Here is a 15,405-nt window from a genome sequence, read left to right on the forward strand (position 1 = left end):
CGTGAATAGAACGCGTCAATACAAAAAGCGCGAGCCGGTTCTGATCCAGTCAGAACCGACTCCCCGGGTGAACCATTCGGGCGGCCCGGAAGCGGACGCCATCCGCCGCCGATAGATCAGGCGCGCTGGTTGGGCTCAGCGCCTGACGTTCAGCAGCGCGAGCAACGCCTCGGTCGAATAGGGCTTCGCCAGCCGCGGCGTGTTTGCAAAAGCTGCCGGAAGCCTGACTTCGGCGCCATAACCGGTGACGAAGGCATAGGGAATTTTCAGCGCGTCCAGCCGTTCGGCAATCGCAAAGCTCTTTTCACGGACGAGGCTGACATCGAGCAGGGCAAAATCCGGTGGCCGTTCGGCGATCAAGGCGAGCGCTTTGGCCACGCTTTGGGCCGTACGAACCGTTTTCACCCCAAAGCCGAGAATCGTGTCCTCGAAATCGAGTGCGATGATCGGGTCGTCCTCGACGATCAGGGCGTCATTGGGCATGCCGTCGGCGACGGGTTGCATTGTACTCGTCTGTCCCAGGTTCACTATCTTTTGTCCGATTGCCGGGCCGAAGCCCCGGAAGGAGGTCCGACGACGCCTTGAAGCGCGGCCATCGGTTCCGGAACTGAAACCACCACACCGTAGTTATGCTGTCTGTTCACTAGTGCACATATAAACGCGCACAGCTTCGTTATTGTGCGCCTGGGGAACAGAGGAACCTTGGATGCAGGCGCGACGCGAGGAGCCGGCCGCACGGCCGTTCAACAATTTGCTGCGTCGTCTGAACGCCGCCGATTTCGCGCTGGTCGCGCCGAACCTTGCCGAGATCGATGCCAATGCCGGCGAAGTGCTCTACAGCCCCGGCGATGACGTCGAGATCGTGCATTTCCCCTGCGGTCCGAGCCTCGTCTCTTACCTGGTCCCTAATGAGGATGGCCGCGATGTCGAGACCATCCTGATCGGCCGCGAAGGCGCGGTCGGCGGCATCGTCAGCCAGGGTTTCTTGCCGGCCTATACCCGGATCATGGTCAAGTTCGCCGGGCCGTTCGTGCGGCTGCCGGTCGGAAAGCTCGAGGCCGCCAAGAAGCAATCGGCGACGCTCAGCAACATCTTCGCCCGCTACGCCGACTGCATGCTGGCCCAGATTTTCCAGTCCACCGCCTGCAACGCGATCCACTCGATCGAGCAGCGCACGGCGAAATGGATCATTTCGGCGATGGAACGCACCGATGGCGACGAAGTGGTGCCGCTGACGCATGAGCAGTTGGCGACCCTGCTCGGGGTCGGCCGCAGCTACACCAGCCGGGTGATCCAGACCTTCAAGGCCGAGGGCATTGTGGAGACCCGCCGCGGCTCGATCCTGGTCCGCAACCCCGATGCGCTGCGAATCCGGTCTTGCCTCTGCAATGAGGCGGTGAAGGGCCATTTCGAGGAGGTTTTGCGGGGGGTCTATCCGGACCCCGAAAAGGGCAATTAAGCGGGCATTTGCCCGAAAATCGGCTAACCAAATGCCAAACAAATCATTGTTTTTTGGCGTTTTCTGACTATATTGCGCCGCAACGCGTAAGGTGTGCCCGGTCCTTTTGGCCGGGCTTCCTTTTTGGGGCCAAGGTCGAGGCCGTTGCCCCTTTCGCATTTCAGGTTTTGAGCACGATCCGGAAAAGTGGGTCCCGGTTTTCCGGCGAGATCGCGCTCCAGCCATTGCACGACCAGAAGAAGAGCCATGAACCTTCGTAACGTCGCCATCATCGCCCACGTCGACCACGGCAAAACCACGCTGGTCGACAAGCTGCTGCAGCAATCCGGTACCTACCGTGACAACCAGCGCGTGGTCGAACGCGCGATGGATTCCAACGACCTGGAGCGCGAGCGCGGCATCACCATTCTGGCCAAGGCCGCCTCGGTGCAGTGGAAAGACACCCGCATCAACATCGTCGACACCCCCGGCCACGCCGATTTCGGCGGCGAGGTCGAGCGCATCCTGAACATGGTGGACGGCGCACTGGTGCTGGTCGACGCCGCCGAAGGCCCGCTGCCGCAGACCAAGTTCGTGGTCTCCAAGGCGCTGAAAGTCGGCCTGAAGCCGATCGTCGTCATCAACAAGGTCGACCGTCCCGACGCGCGCCCGACCGAAGTCATCAACGAAGTGTTCGACCTGTTCGCCGCACTCGACGCCTCCGAAGAACAGCTCGACTTCCCGATTCTTTATGGATCAGCCAAGCAGGGCTGGATGGGCGACAGCCCGGAAGCCTCGCACGAAGCCGGCATGCAGCCGCTGTTCGACCTGATCCTGCGCCACGTCGCGCCGCCGACGGTCGAAGAAGGCCCGTTCCGGATGATCGGCACCATCCTCGAAGCCAATCCCTATCTCGGCCGTATCATCACCGGCCGCATCACCTCGGGTTCGATCAAGCCGAACCAGGCCGTGAAGGTGCTCGGCGCCGACGGCAAGCAGATCGAAAGCGGGCGTATCACGAAAATCCTCGCCTTCCGCGGCATCGAGCGGACGCCGCTCGAGGAAGCCGAAGCGGGCGACATCGTCGCCATCGCCGGCCTCACCAAGGGCACCGTCGCCGATACCTTCTGCGATCCCACCGTTGAAACCCCGCTGGTGGCGCAGCCGATCGATCCGCCGACCGTGTCGATGTCGTTCATCGTCAACAACTCACCGCTCGCCGGCACCGAAGGCGACAAGGTGACCAGCCGCATGATCCGCGACCGCCTGCTGCGCGAAGCCGAAGGCAATGTCGCGCTGCGCGTGGTGGAAGCCACCGACAAGGATGCGATGGAGGTCTCCGGCCGCGGCGAATTGCAGCTCGCGATCCTGATCGAGACCATGCGCCGCGAAGGCTTTGAGCTCTCGGTGTCGCGTCCTCGCGTGGTGCTGAAGAAGGACGAAGTCACCGGCGAATGGCAGGAGCCGATCGAGGAAGTCGTGATCGACGTCGACGAGGAGCATTCCGGCGTCGTCGTGCAGAAGATGAGCGAACGCAAGTCCGAGATGATCGAGATGCGTCCCTCCGGCGGCAACCGCCTGCGGCTGGTGTTCTACGCGCCCACGCGCGGCCTGATCGGCTACCAGGGCGAACTGCTCACCGACACCCGCGGCACCGCGATCATGAACCGCCTGTTCCATGGCTACGCCAACTATAAGGGCGACATCCAGGGCCGCCGCAACGGCGTCCTGATCTCCAACGACCAGGGCGAAGCGGTGGCTTACGCGATGTTCAAGCTGGAAGACCGCGGCCCGATGATGATCGAGCCGGGCTGGAAGGTCTACAAGGGTATGATCGTCGGCGAGCACACCCGTGACAACGACCTCGAGATCAACGTGCTCAAGGGCAAGCAGCTCACCAACATCCGCACCACCTCAAAGGATGAAGCGGTGCGCCTGACCCCGCCGATCCGCATGACGCTGGAAAAGGCGCTGGCCTATATCGAGGACGACGAGCTCGTGGAAGTGACCCCGAAGTCGATCCGCCTGCGCAAGAAGTTCCTCGACGCCAACGACCGCAAGCGCGCGGAAAAGGCCAAGGAGGCGGTGGCTTAAGCACCGCCCGCGTAAGCGACTAGAGCCTTTTCCGTTCCGATGGAATCGGAACGGGGCTCTCGATTCTTGTTTTGACGCGTTTTCTACCACAGATAAGTCTACGCAATCTGCGTAAACTTGATTGCTACGCGAACCGGTGTCCACTTCGCTGGAAAACGCTCTAGCGTCAAATCCCGTCGTGCGCGCTCGGATCGTCGCCCTCATCGACCAGGTCGATGGCGGCGGTGGCATCTTCGGCCAGATCGATGGCCTTGCGCAGCGTGACGATATGCGGCGCCTGACAGGTGTCGGGCGCACGACGCACGTCCCAATAGGCCGTGTGGGTGAAGAAGTCGTCACCCCCCGCCTTCCTGGTCGAGACCGCGAGATCGACGATGTGATAGCCGAAGATCGGCGATAGCGCCCCGCCGATGGCGTCTCCCCAGAACAGCTGACGCCGGGGAAAATAGATGTTGCTCCACCGGGTCAGTCCGAACAACGCGCCGTTGTGAATTTGCTTCCTGTGCGTCTTCGGATTGGTGAAGGTCAGCAAGCCGTCGCGATCGAGCCGTTTCGGCGGGCAAGTCGGAAACTCTCTTTCCCCGACGCGCCGGGCGAAATCGCTCTTGAGCCCGGCGTCGGGCTCGGGTTGACCCGTCGGATCGCCGTTTCTAGCCTCACACGTCGCGTCGTCCTTTTGCTCCTGACACATCAGGAAATAGGCGTGGGTCAGCGCGCTTCCCAGCGTGACGAAGTCGGTAACCAGCCAGGTTTTAGGCTGCGAAGTCTTGGACCGCGAAGTCTTCGATTGCGAAGTCGTGGACTGCGAAGTCTTGGGCTCTTGGTCCTGGGTTGCATGTCTCGCCGCAGCAGTGGCGATGCTTGCAATCGTGTCGCGCGCCATGGCGCGCAACGCCTTCTTGTCCGCGATCGATGCCTTGGCGTCTTCCGGCTGCCATGTGGCGCTATCAATGACGTCAAAATCCGGACCCAGCTCCTCGACAGGCGGCAGCTCGGCGCAAACCTGGCTGAAATAGGCACGCAGCATGTCGTAGGCGACGACGGTTCCGAGGCTATGCGCGACGACGACGACCCGGTCATACCGACCGCTGGTGTGCAGGCGCGCAATCGCATCCACAGCTTCCTTCCTGATCGCCCGGCGCACCGCGACGTTGCCGGGTGAATTCCGGAAATAGCGCGCGGCATCGCCGAGATAGGGCTGCAGGAATGCGGCATTGGCAGCCAGATATACTCCGACGACCGCGCACGCCATGACCGGGCCCCACGGCGAGTTCATCCCCCAAGGCCACGCCTTGATCAGGGTTTCCGCGAAGTCTGTCTTCGGGTGCCAGTAGCGGTCGACGGCAATGAAAATCACAGAGATGGCGAGGGAAATCCCTAGCGCGATCCAAAACGCGCGGACCCCCTTTCGTCCCATCACAAGAACGGTGGCGAGCAGCGCGACCATTGTTGGAAGCGCAACCACGGTCAGGAGTTCGGCAACGTCCGGTATCTTCGAGTTGCCGGGCCAGAAGGTCTCGATGACGAGATAGACGATGATGACCCCGGCGCTAATCAAACAGGCCTTTTTCAGCAAGCTGATCAGCCGGGTGGCGTTCCAGCGATATGCGACATAGAGGCCGAACAGCATGCTGCTGAAGATCAGCAGGAACGGCGCCACCAGCATCATCTGGGCACTGGTTTGCGAAAACAGGAAAACGCCCCGCAGCACCAGTGCCGCGAAAGAGAGATTCATCAGGCACAGAAAGATCGCCGTCGCCCACCAAAGCGTGTTCATCCCGACCTTCATGATCGGGCCTTTCCGGCAAAGTTCATACAGCCAGAGCAGGACCGCGACGGCCTTGGTCTCGCTCATCAGGTGAGCCCAGTACAACTCGTGAAAATCGACGATGCGCTTGTCTTTTGATTCCGGCACCTCGTTCGTTGTCATCACCGCCAAATCGATATCGTCGCTGCGCTCACGATGCGTCCAGATCCGCTTGCCTTTGTCGGCCGGGTTTTTCTCGTCCAGCCAGACGCCCCGTATCACTCCGCGCACCGTTTCCAGCGCGCGCTGGCTGCCGATGCCGTGAACGACAAGGATCGCGGTTCTCTTCCGCGCCGTAGCGGGATCGAATTCGGCCATGGCTGAAATCCGGATCTGAAATGACGTTAGGGAGAATGACCTATTCAACACAACTACAGGGGGAGAAACAAGCCGCTCTTATTCGCAAAGATGCCGCATCGCCCGCCGGCAATGGCCGAAATCGGCTGATCGATGCGAAAACCGCATCCCTCCCCTGCCTGCCGCGGACCGGGAGCCCTCTGCGGACCGGCTTCAGGCCCCCTGGCGAACGTGCTAGAGGCTCGGACATGACGACCCTCCCCTCCGAAGTCGATGTTGCCATCATCGGCGCCGGCGCCGCTGGCCTCGGTGCCGCGCATGCGCTGAAACAATCCGGCCTCTCCTGTGTCGTGCTGGAAGCGCGCGACCGCATAGGCGGCCGTGCTCATACGATAGCGGCCTCGCCCGAAATCACCTTCGACCTCGGCTGCGGCTGGCTGCACTCGGCGGATGAAAATTCATTCGTCCCGATCGCCGAGCAACTGAAGTTCGAAATCGACCGGAACCGCCCGCCCTGGCGCGAGCAGGCCCACAACAAGGCGTTTCCGGTTGAGCAGCGGGCGGAGTTCCTGAAGGCGCTCGACGCCTTCTACGACCGCGCCGAGGAAGCCGCACATCAGGCCCTGCAGATCAGCCGCGACAGCGCCGCCGATCTCTGTCTCGAGCCCGGCAATCGCTGGAACCCGATGATCGACGCCATCTCGACCTACGTCAACGGCTGCGAGCTGGATCAGGTCTCGATCCTGGACATGGACGCCTATGAAGACACCGAGATCAACTGGCGCGTCCGCCGCGGCTATGGCGCGCTGGTCGCGGCCTACGGCGCCTCGATCCCGCTTGCGCTCAACTGCGCGGTGACGCTGATCGACCATTCGGCAAAACGCATTAGTATCGAGACGTCGCAGGGCACGCTGATATCAGACAGAGTGATCGTCACCGTTCCGACCAACCTGATCGCGGATGAAGCCCTCCGCTTTCACCCAGCCCTGCCCGCAAAGCTCGACGCCGCGCGCGGCCTGCCGCTTGGTCTTGCCGACAAGGTGATGCTGGCGCTCAGCGATGGCGATGACCTGCCGAAGGACGGCAGCCTGCGTGGCGCCACCATGCGCACCGCGATGGGCACCTATCATCTGCGCCCGTTCGGCCAGCCCTGCATCGAAGGCTTTTTCGGCGGCCGCTTCGCGCGATCGCTGGAAGATGCCGGCCCCGGCGCGCTGGCCGCCGAAAGCATCAACGAGATCGCCGGCTTTCTCGGCAACGACTTCCGCCGCAAGCTGAGGCCGCTCGCGGAATCGCGCTGGGCCCACGACCCCTTCGCCCGCGGCTCCTATTCCCACGCCCTGCCCGGCCACGCCGGCGACCGCGCGGTGCTGGCAGCGCCCGTGGATAGACGCTTGTTCTTTGCAGGAGAGGCGACCTCGCCGGGGTTTTTCACGACCGCGCATGGGGCAAGGGATTCGGGCGAGCGGGCGGCGGGGGAAGTGATAGAAGCCTGCAAGACCTAACGTCCGATACAGGCTGGACGCTTACAATCGTTTGGTTCATTTTTCTGGCATGGCCGCTGGCGAACGCACGGATTGGACGGAGGGTGAGCTAGACCTCATTATCTCCGACTATTTCTTGATGCTCGACGAAGAGCGCGGCGGCAGTCCGTACAACAAGGCGCAGCACAGTCGACTACTTCGCGACAAGATCGACCGAAGCAAGGGATCGATTGAGTTCAAGCACCAGAACATCTCGGCAGTGCTTCAAAAGCTCGGATTACCGACGATTCGAGGGTATCTTCCTGCCGCAAATCATCAGGCCGCGATTGTCCCCGCGATCGAACGTTACATTTTGCGAAACCCGGACACCCTGCATCCGGAGCGTGCCGTCAATGGCTTCGCAGAGCGTCCCGCGCTTTTCGTTGACATGCCTCCGACCCTTTTGCCCGTCACGCCGCAACGAGAAGACGTCGAGCGCCTTGTCCGGAAGTTCAATCCTGTCGAGCGCGATTTTAGAAACCGCAAGCTTGGACGCGACGGCGAAGAATTGGTCTTCCATTTCGAGCGCGAGAGACTCGAGCGGCTCGACCGGCCAGATCTCGCGAAGAAAATACGCTGGATCTCAGAGGAGGACGGTGACGGCGCTGGTTATGATATCATGTCCTTCGACGAGAAGGGCAAAGAGCGATTTCTGGAGGTGAAGACCACCGTAGGTTCAGATACGACACCGTTCTATATAACCAGAAATGAACTCTCGTTCTCTTCCGAACGACCTGAGGCGTTTCGCTTGTGTCGGGTCTTCGACTTCTCGATGCGCCCAAAGATGTTCGAGCTGGCGCCACCGCTTGCAAACTTTGTCCACCTTTCGCCGCTCAGCTATGAGGCGTCATTTTCCTAGCTTCATCCTAGAATAGTCAACGACACCCGCCCGCACTCCACCAGCATCGCTGGCTACTCCATCACCCGCGCGCGCATATCAGCATCGGGCACAAAACACTGCTCATACTTGCCGAAAATCCGGTAGCGGTTGCGCGCGACGAGGCTGTAGACGCCGTCGCGCAACGGCTTCGGCACCGCAGACAGCGCGCGCGCCCAGCCCCAGCCCGGCAGCGCGCCGAGCACCGTCAGCGCCGCGTCGGACTTGAAATATGCGACGCCGCCATGAACGACGGCGTTGGTGTCGGGATCGTCGGGGTTGATGCCGAAGGCCTGCGCCAGCCGCGTGCCGTAGCCGGACTGGATCGGCGTGAAGCGAAAGCGGCGTTCAACGTCACGCGTGGCGACGAAGCGGACCCAGCGCGAGCAGAAGATGCAGACGCCGTCGTAGAGGATCACGTCATCGTCCGGCCATGCCGTCATCTGTTGTCCAAAGTGAGCAGTGCCACGAACATCAGCACGATCGCAGGTCCGGTCTTGACCAGCGCACCGAGCGGCTCGATCCAGAGATCCGGCGTCAGGATTGCAGCGCCGACCATGTAGCCCAGCGCGACGACGATGCCGGCGATCAGTCCGACCGCGGCGGTGCGGCGGAAGGCGATCAACACCCCGATGCTCATATCCATCAGGCTGGTGATAACAGTCATCGGCGCGACCAGCCATGACGGAAAGCCGTGCGCCCGCAATATATCGGCGGCGGCGGCAAACGAGATCACCAGCGAGATGAAGCCCGAAACGATCCAGAACACCGCAAGGCTGGCGATCACGAGCGCCTTGACCAGGAACAACCGCGCGAACCATTTGTCCTGGATGGTGGCGGCATGCCCGCCCACCGCCTGCGCCAGCGTCTTCGGCGCGATGCCGGTCGCCGCCATCCAGCTAGCGGGATCGCCGGTGACGCCGCGGCGCAGTTCGGCGATCGCCGTGGAGCGCATCGGCGGCATCCAGCCAAGTTTATTGGCGAGATCGCCTGATTTGGCGCCGAGATTGAGCAGGAAACCGGGCAGCGTGATCCGCGGCATGCGGGAAGTGCCGAGCGACCAGCGGAATTGATCGATGACGTTGCCGAGCGTGATCGGCTGCGGCTGCATCAGGTCCCAGGTCACGGCGTTTGCTGCGGGATCACCGATGTCGCGCGTGGCAATCCATGCGATGGTCGCGGAAACATCCTCGACCGCCACCGACTGGAACGGCGTCGCCGATTCGTCACCGGGCAATTGCAGCGGAAACGCCGCCAGCGCCCGCAGCATCGCACTGCCGCCATAGGCCGCAGGCGCCACGACAAAGCCCGGCCGCAGGATCGCATAGGGAATACCGGACGCAGCAATCAGCCGCTCGGCCTCGCGCTTGGTCGTGCTGAAGGCGGTGCGGTCGTCATCGGCCGTGCCGGGGATCGAGATGTGAACGAAGCGCACCGCGCGGCCGCTGTCGCGGATCGCCGCCAGCAGCCGTTCGACGAAATCGCGATGCACCGCGCGGGTGTCGCTGCCCGGCCCGTCCTGAAGCACGCCGAGACAGTTGACCACGACATCGATCTCGCGCTCGCGGATCAGCCGCGCCAGCGAGGCTGCATCCATCGACATGATCGGAAGCTCAACGTCGGAAGCGCCGATCTTTTGTGACGGTTCGAAATGCCGCGCGACCCCGATCGCCTGAAAGCCCCGCAATCGCAGATCATCGGTGACGAACCGCCCGATCAGGCCGGAGGCGCCGAGGATAAGAATCCTTCGCGATGAAATTTCCGCGTTCATTTGCCCCACCTAAACCGGCTTCGCGATCATCAGCCACAGGATCGCCATGACCGAACCAAAGCCTGGAATACCGAACAGAAACCAGCGCCGGAAAAGCGCGAAATAGCGCGGCGGCAGCGCCGCATTCGCAGCCGCGGCGACGCGCGCCAGATCGCGCATCTCGATCTGCATGAAGATCACGGGCACCCAGAACAGCCCCGCCAACGCATACAGCCCGAGCGAGGCCGAAATCCAGAGTTCGCCAAATCCCGTCGATGACAGCATCATCAAGAGACCGCCGGTGACGGGCTGCAGCAGCACCGCCGTCAGCGTGAACAGCATGTCGGCAATCACCACCGTCGCCCCGGTGCGGGCGATGAAGGAAGCGTCACCGCTGCGATGCGCCATCAGCATGAAAAACGCGATGCCGCTGCCGGTGCCGAGAATGACGATGGCGCCAAGCACGTGCAGGTATTTGATCGCGAAGTACAGCGTCATCGTTGCGTCATCGTTTCTTGGCCGGGTTCGGCGCGCGCAGCTTCAGGGCGCGATCGAGTTCATTGGCAGCGCTTGTTACACCAGCTTCGGTTTCCGGCAGCCAGTGCCCTTCGCTGCCATGGGCCCCGAGCACGCGGAAATCGACCTTGCCGCCGGCGTTGCGGAACGCGTCCGCCAGTTGCCGCGACAGAACAGGCGAAAAATAGCTGTCATTGGCGGCCACCAGCCATGTGACGGGCACGCGCGCGGTTTTGCCGAATTCCCGTGCGACGGCCATTAGCGTGTGCGGCGCGCAGACCTGACCCGGAAAATCATTGGCACGGCCGCCGCGGCCGGGCGCAAAGGCGATGATGGCGGCAACGTCCTTCGGGTCTTCACTGGCGAGCGCCAGCGCGCCCCAGCCGCCGGCCGAGTGCCCGATCACGATTATTCCATCTGACCGGATGAACGGTTGCTTGCGCACGAAGCCCATTGCCGCCGCGATCACATCAGCGGTGGCGCGGCCTGACCTGGCGTAATCAGCCTCGTCGCAGCCGCCCTGGTCTTCGAGATATTTGCCGCCCGTGGCGCCATGGCCTGGACGCTCCGGCACCAGAACGGCAAAGCCGCGCGCCACCAGCCAAGCCGCCAGCGCACGGTATTCCGGCTGCGGCATTTGCGCGCGACGCAATACGTTTTGGGTGGTGGCATGCGCAATCAGCGCGAGCGGAAACGGGCCGGCGCCCGGCGGACGAAACAACAGCGCATGCGACGGGGGACCCAGATCGGGCGACGGCACCAGCCATTGCTGCCGGCGATAAGGCTCGCCCTCAGCGCCTTGCGCGCCAAGGTTTTGTTGCGCAGCGCCGGTCTCGATGCCGAGCGCGGCTAGCACAACCGCTGCGATTAACACTTTAGCCGGATGCATGAATTGGCCTGACGCGCGCTTGGGAAAGGCAGTTGGGACGGTAGTCCTTGGGAAGGAAATGCGAATTCGCCAACAGAATACCGGCGAATCAGATTCGGCGCATTTTTCCGTGATCGGATTGCTGGAAGCGTTCTCGGCGATTGTTTTGGGCCTGGTTTTACCCTGCTCCGTAGCAGCCAAGTGCCGGTAAACTCAGCTTCCTGTCCTCTTTCGGTACAGCCGGACGGTAAACTGATGCAGAAAATCCACAGGTTAACCGATAATTAACGATGGACCTTGAAGACAACGCGCTGACTTGCTTTGATTGGGTCATGAGCACAACCCTGATCGAGGTTCGGCCGGCCAAAGCTGCGGATGCAGCCGCGGTGGCGTCCACCCATGACGAAGCCTGGCGCTCGGCCTATCAGGGCATCATTCCCGGCGCCGAACTTGAAAAGCTGATCAACCGTCGCGGCCCGCAATGGTGGGACAGCGCGATCCGCAAGGGCAGCCGCGTCAGCGTGCTGGTGTTCGGCGACAAGGTCGCGGGCTATGCCAATTACGGCCGCAACCGCGCCCGCAGCCTGCATTTCGAAGGCGAGATCTACGAGCTCTATCTGCGTCCGGAATTTCAGGGTCTCGGCTTCGGCCGCCGCCTCTTCACCTCCGCCCGCCGCGATCTCTTGCAGAGCGGTCTCAAGAGCATGGTGATCTGGGCACTGTCCGACAACGATCCCGCGACGGAGTTCTATCGCGCGCTCGGCGGCCGCATGGTCGCCCGCTCGTCGGAGAAGTTCGGGCCCAAATCGCTCGACAAGGTCGCCTTCGCCTGGACCAACTGAGTCAAGCCTGAAACGCCGATTTTTTGGGCTGATCGTCATATCAGACGAAAGCGCGACTCGCGCCTTCAGTATGGCTTGACCTTGCGTCCCATCATTTCTAAAGCCGCCTGCATGCGATGGATACGCCGGGGATCCAACGCGGAACCCGCGCTTGGCGCATTTGCCAGGCATGACCATCCAGCCAGTCGAAACACGACTGCGCCAAGCAACCACGGAGCCCTCCATGCGCATTGACGCCATTTCAATCGGTAAGAATCCGCCGCATGACGTCAACGTCATCATCGAAGTGCCGGTCGGCGGCGAGCCGATCAAATATGAAATGGACAAGGAGGCCGGCACGCTGGTGGTCGACCGCTTCCTCTATACGGCGATGCGCTATCCCGGCAATTACGGCTTCATCCCGCATACGCTGTCGGGCGACGGCGATCCCTGCGACGTGCTGGTCGCCAATACCCGCGCGATCGTGCCGGGCGCCGTCATGAGCGTGCGGCCGGTCGGCGTGCTCCTGATGGAAGACGAAGCCGGCGGCGACGAGAAGATCATCGCCGTGCCGACGTCGAAACTGACGCAGCGCTATGACAAGGTGAAGAACTACAACGACCTTCCCGACATCACGCTGCAGCAGATCCAGCACTTCTTCGAGCACTACAAGGATCTCGAACCCGGCAAATGGGTCAAGGTGCTGCGCTGGGGCGATGCCAACGACGCCCAAAGGCTGATCATCGAAGGCATCGAACGGGCGCAGGGGAAGAAGTAGGCGGTTAGCGCCCCGGGACCAATTCTTTGTGATAAATCTCGTCATGCCCGGCCTTGTGCCGGGCATTCACGTCTTTGGTCACGCGCAGAAAGAAAGGCGTGGATGGCCGGGACATAGGCGAGCGGAAGCGACGCCGTCCTTCAGACGGCTGCTCCGGCCATGACGGAGAGTCCCATGCGACGGCTGATCAGAATTATCCGCAACCTCGCGCTGCTCCTGATCGCTGTTATCGTGATCCTCGCCGGCGTGCTGGCGTTCAACGTCATCAGCCATGGTTCGCGGCAAATTCAGGTGGCGGCCATTCCGCGCGTAGCGGTTGACGCGCAAGCCGTTGCGGCGCGCCTCAGCGAGGCGATCCGCTTCCGCACCATTTCGAGCCACGAAAAGCCAGACCAGCACGCCGAGGCCTTGCGCGGCATGCAGGCGCATATCGAGAAGAGCTTTCCGGCGTTCCACGCCGCGGCGAAGCGCGAGATCGTCGGCCAGTACAGCCTGCTCTACACTTGGGAAGGCTCCGACCCCAAAACGCCGCCGATCGCGCTGCTCGCGCATCAGGACGTGGTGCCGGTCGCACCCGGCACCGAAAAGGACTGGCAGCAACCGCCTTTCGACGGCGTCATTGCCGATGGTTTCATCTGGGGCCGCGGCTCCTGGGATGACAAGGGCAACCTCTATTCGATGCTGGAGGCCGCCGAGACCATGACCAAGGGCGGCTTCCGGCCGAAGCGAACGATCTACTTTGCCTTTGGCCATGACGAGGAAACTGCCGGGACCGCCGGCGCCAAGGCCATCGCAGCGTTGCTGGCCTCGCGCGGCGTCCGCCTCGATTTCGTCGTCGACGAGGGCCTCCTGATCACCGAAGGCATGATCAAGGGCCTCGACAAATCGGCGGCGCTGATCGGCGTTGCCGAAAAGGGCTACGCCTCGCTGGTCTTGAGCGTGCAGGCAACGCCCGGTCATTCCTCGATGCCGCCGCGCGACACCGCGATCGGCATGCTGAGCGCGGCGCTGGCGCGGCTCGAAGACCACCGCCTGCCGATGCATATCCGCGGCACGGTCGCCGAAATGTTCGACACCCTGGCGCCGGAGATGAACGGGTTCAACCGCGTGGTGCTGTCGAACCTGTGGCTGTTCAAGCCACTGTTGCTGCGCGAGTTCGAGAAGAACGGGCCGAGCGAGGCGACGATCCGCACCACCACGGCGCTGACGATTTTCCATGCCGGCGACAAGGACAACGTGCTGCCGGGCAACGCCGAAGCCACCGTCAACTTCCGCATGATCCCGGGCGACACCCAGGCGAGCGTCACCGACCATGTGCGCAGCACGATCCGCAACGATCGCATTTCGATCAAACCGTTTCCCGGCAACACCGATCCGCCACCGGTGACGGGCACCGCGAGCCCGTCATTCCAGATGCTCAACCGTACCATCCGCGAGGTTTTTCCTGACGTCATCGTGGCGCCCGGACTGATGGTGGGCGCGACCGATTCGCGCCACTTTGCCGGGATCACCGACAAGATTTTCCGCTTCTCGCCGGTGCGCGCCAACTCGGATGATTTGAAGCGCTTCCACGGCACCAACGAACGCCTCAGCCTGGAAGGCTATGCCGACATGATCCGGTTTTATCGGCGGTTGATCGAGAACGCGGCGGGGTGACTGCTGTCGTTCCGGGGCGCGCACCAGCGCGAACCCGGAACCTCGAGATTCCGGGTTCGATGCTTCGCATCGCCCCGGAATGACGGCTATGCCATCACACCGCCGGCTTCGGCAGCCCGTGAATCGCGCACGCCGCGCGCAGCGTGTTCACCAAGAGGCACGCCACCGTCATTTGCCCGACGCCGCCCGGCACCGGCGTGACCGCACCGGCGACGTTGAGCGCTTCGGCATAGGCGACGTCGCCGACCAGGCGCGTCTTGCCATCAGCGGCCGGCATGCGGTTGATGCCGACGTCGATCACGGTGGCGCCCGGCTTGATCCAGTCGCCGCGCACCATTTCCGGCTTGCCGACAGCCGCATAGACCAGATCGGCGCGGGCGCATAATTGCGCGAGATCGCGCGAGCGCGAATGCGCGATCGTCACCGTCGCGTTTTCGTTGAGCAGCAACTGCACCAGGGGACGGCCGACCAGGTTGGAGCGGCCGATCACGATGGCGTTCATGCCCTCGAGCGAGGCATGCACGCTCTTGGTGAGAATAATGCAGCCGAGCGGCGTGCACGGCGACAGCGCGGCAAAACCGCCGGCGAGGCGACCGGCATTGTTCGGATGCAGCCCGTCGACATCCTTGGCGGGGTCGATCGCATTGATGATTGTTTCGGTATGCAGCGATTTCGGCAGCGGCAATTGCACGAGAATGCCGTGCACGGCGGGATCGCGATTGAGTTGCGCGATCAACGCCAGCAAGTCCGGCTGCGCGACGTCTTCGGGCAGCACGTGCTCGAACGACGCCATGCCGGCTTCCTGGGTCTGCTTGTGCTTGCTGCGGACATAGACCTGGCTCGCCGGGTCGCTGCCGACCAGCACCACCGCGAGCCCCGGCGTAATCTGATGCGCGGCCTTGATCCGCGCAACCTCGCCGGCGACGCGGCCGCGGAGCTCTGCTGCAATGATCTTTCCATCGATGATGCGGGCGGTCATC

15 protein-coding genes are annotated in these 15,405 nt (G+C 62.7%); 7 read left to right on the forward strand and 8 right to left on the reverse strand.

The features are described 5' to 3' along the window. Window positions 1-135: 135 nt before the first annotated feature. Window positions 136-504 carry a response regulator gene (locus ABIE49_RS20885; protein WP_192739378.1) on the reverse strand — a complete coding sequence of 123 codons (369 nt, stop codon included), beginning with the start codon at window positions 502-504 and terminating at the stop codon, window positions 136-138. A 202-nt stretch (window positions 505-706) separates the two neighbouring features. Between ABIE49_RS20885 and ABIE49_RS20890 the strand changes: the two genes are divergently transcribed. Next, on the forward strand, window positions 707-1,459 hold the full coding sequence (locus ABIE49_RS20890) for a Crp/Fnr family transcriptional regulator (protein ID WP_192739379.1): 753 nt from the start codon (window positions 707-709) through the stop codon (window positions 1,457-1,459). 23 nt (window positions 1,460-1,482) lie between these two features. Here ABIE49_RS20890 and ABIE49_RS20895 read toward each other — a convergent pair whose 3' ends face one another. Continuing rightward, window positions 1,483-1,707 (reverse strand): hypothetical protein, encoded by a 225-nt coding sequence (locus tag ABIE49_RS20895; RefSeq protein WP_192739380.1) that lies wholly within the window; start codon window positions 1,705-1,707, stop codon window positions 1,483-1,485. On the opposite strand from ABIE49_RS20895, the gene typA reads away from it, so the two are divergent. Then, window positions 1,706-3,532, forward strand: coding sequence for a translational GTPase TypA (gene typA, locus ABIE49_RS20900; RefSeq protein ID WP_192739381.1), 1,827 nt, complete (start codon window positions 1,706-1,708; stop codon window positions 3,530-3,532). The two genes, ABIE49_RS20895 and typA, sit on opposite strands and share 2 nt — an antisense overlap. Before the next feature lie 166 nt (window positions 3,533-3,698). Here the strand turns inward: typA and ABIE49_RS20905 are convergent, their stop codons facing one another. Then, entirely contained in the window at window positions 3,699-5,657 is a 1,959-nt protein-coding gene (locus ABIE49_RS20905; RefSeq protein WP_192739382.1) for a hypothetical protein, read from the reverse strand. Between the two features lie 227 nt (window positions 5,658-5,884). On the opposite strand from ABIE49_RS20905, the gene ABIE49_RS20910 reads away from it, so the two are divergent. Both ABIE49_RS20910 and ABIE49_RS20915 read left to right on the forward strand, forming a co-directional pair. After that, window positions 5,885-7,141: a flavin monoamine oxidase family protein gene (locus ABIE49_RS20910; RefSeq protein ID WP_192739383.1), complete on the forward strand. Its 1,257-nt coding sequence runs from the start codon at window positions 5,885-5,887 to the stop codon at window positions 7,139-7,141. 49 nt (window positions 7,142-7,190) lie between these two features. Beyond that, the gene (locus ABIE49_RS20915) at window positions 7,191-8,018 is read left to right on the forward strand and encodes a protein NO VEIN domain-containing protein (protein WP_192739384.1); all 828 of its coding nucleotides are present in this window, start codon (window positions 7,191-7,193) and stop codon (window positions 8,016-8,018) included. Between the two features lie 53 nt (window positions 8,019-8,071). On the opposite strand, the gene ABIE49_RS20920 is transcribed toward ABIE49_RS20915, so the two are convergent. From ABIE49_RS20920 to ABIE49_RS20935, 4 genes are read right to left on the reverse strand one after another with little or no spacing between them, the layout of a single operon-like run. Continuing rightward, a complete protein-coding gene (locus tag ABIE49_RS20920; protein ID WP_192739385.1) occupies window positions 8,072-8,479 on the reverse strand; it encodes a thiol-disulfide oxidoreductase DCC family protein in 408 nt (135 codons plus the stop codon). Then, entirely contained in the window at window positions 8,476-9,807 is a 1,332-nt protein-coding gene (locus ABIE49_RS20925; protein WP_192739386.1) for an SDR family oxidoreductase, read from the reverse strand. The genes ABIE49_RS20920 and ABIE49_RS20925 overlap by 4 nt, the downstream gene beginning before the upstream one ends. Before the next feature lie 9 nt (window positions 9,808-9,816). Further along, entirely contained in the window at window positions 9,817-10,284 is a 468-nt protein-coding gene (locus tag ABIE49_RS20930; protein WP_192739387.1) for a DUF2269 family protein, read from the reverse strand. A gap of 7 nt (window positions 10,285-10,291) precedes the next feature. Beyond that, entirely contained in the window at window positions 10,292-11,191 is a 900-nt protein-coding gene (locus ABIE49_RS20935; RefSeq protein ID WP_192739388.1) for an alpha/beta fold hydrolase, read from the reverse strand. Window positions 11,192-11,502: 311 nt separating this feature from the next. Between ABIE49_RS20935 and ABIE49_RS20940 the strand changes: the two genes are divergently transcribed. The 3 genes from ABIE49_RS20940 to ABIE49_RS20950 all read left to right on the forward strand — a co-directional run bounded on the left by ABIE49_RS20940 (window position 11,503) and on the right by ABIE49_RS20950 (window position 14,425). Beyond that, window positions 11,503-12,012 carry a GNAT family N-acetyltransferase gene (locus tag ABIE49_RS20940; protein WP_192739389.1) on the forward strand — a complete coding sequence of 170 codons (510 nt, stop codon included), beginning with the start codon at window positions 11,503-11,505 and terminating at the stop codon, window positions 12,010-12,012. Window positions 12,013-12,235: 223 nt separating this feature from the next. Then, window positions 12,236-12,769, forward strand: coding sequence for an inorganic diphosphatase (gene ppa / locus ABIE49_RS20945; protein WP_192739390.1), 534 nt, complete (start codon window positions 12,236-12,238; stop codon window positions 12,767-12,769). A 174-nt stretch (window positions 12,770-12,943) separates the two neighbouring features. Then, a complete protein-coding gene (locus ABIE49_RS20950; protein ID WP_192739391.1) occupies window positions 12,944-14,425 on the forward strand; it encodes a M20 family peptidase in 1,482 nt (493 codons plus the stop codon). Window positions 14,426-14,519: 94 nt separating this feature from the next. On the opposite strand, the gene folD is transcribed toward ABIE49_RS20950, so the two are convergent. Beyond that, window positions 14,520-15,404 carry a bifunctional methylenetetrahydrofolate dehydrogenase/methenyltetrahydrofolate cyclohydrolase FolD gene (folD, locus tag ABIE49_RS20955; RefSeq protein WP_192739392.1) on the reverse strand — a complete coding sequence of 295 codons (885 nt, stop codon included), beginning with the start codon at window positions 15,402-15,404 and terminating at the stop codon, window positions 14,520-14,522. Window position 15,405: the final 1 nt, after the last annotated feature.

Source organism: Bradyrhizobium sp. OAE829, from assembly GCF_040546575.1.
Lineage (GTDB): Bacteria > Pseudomonadota > Alphaproteobacteria > Rhizobiales > Xanthobacteraceae > Bradyrhizobium.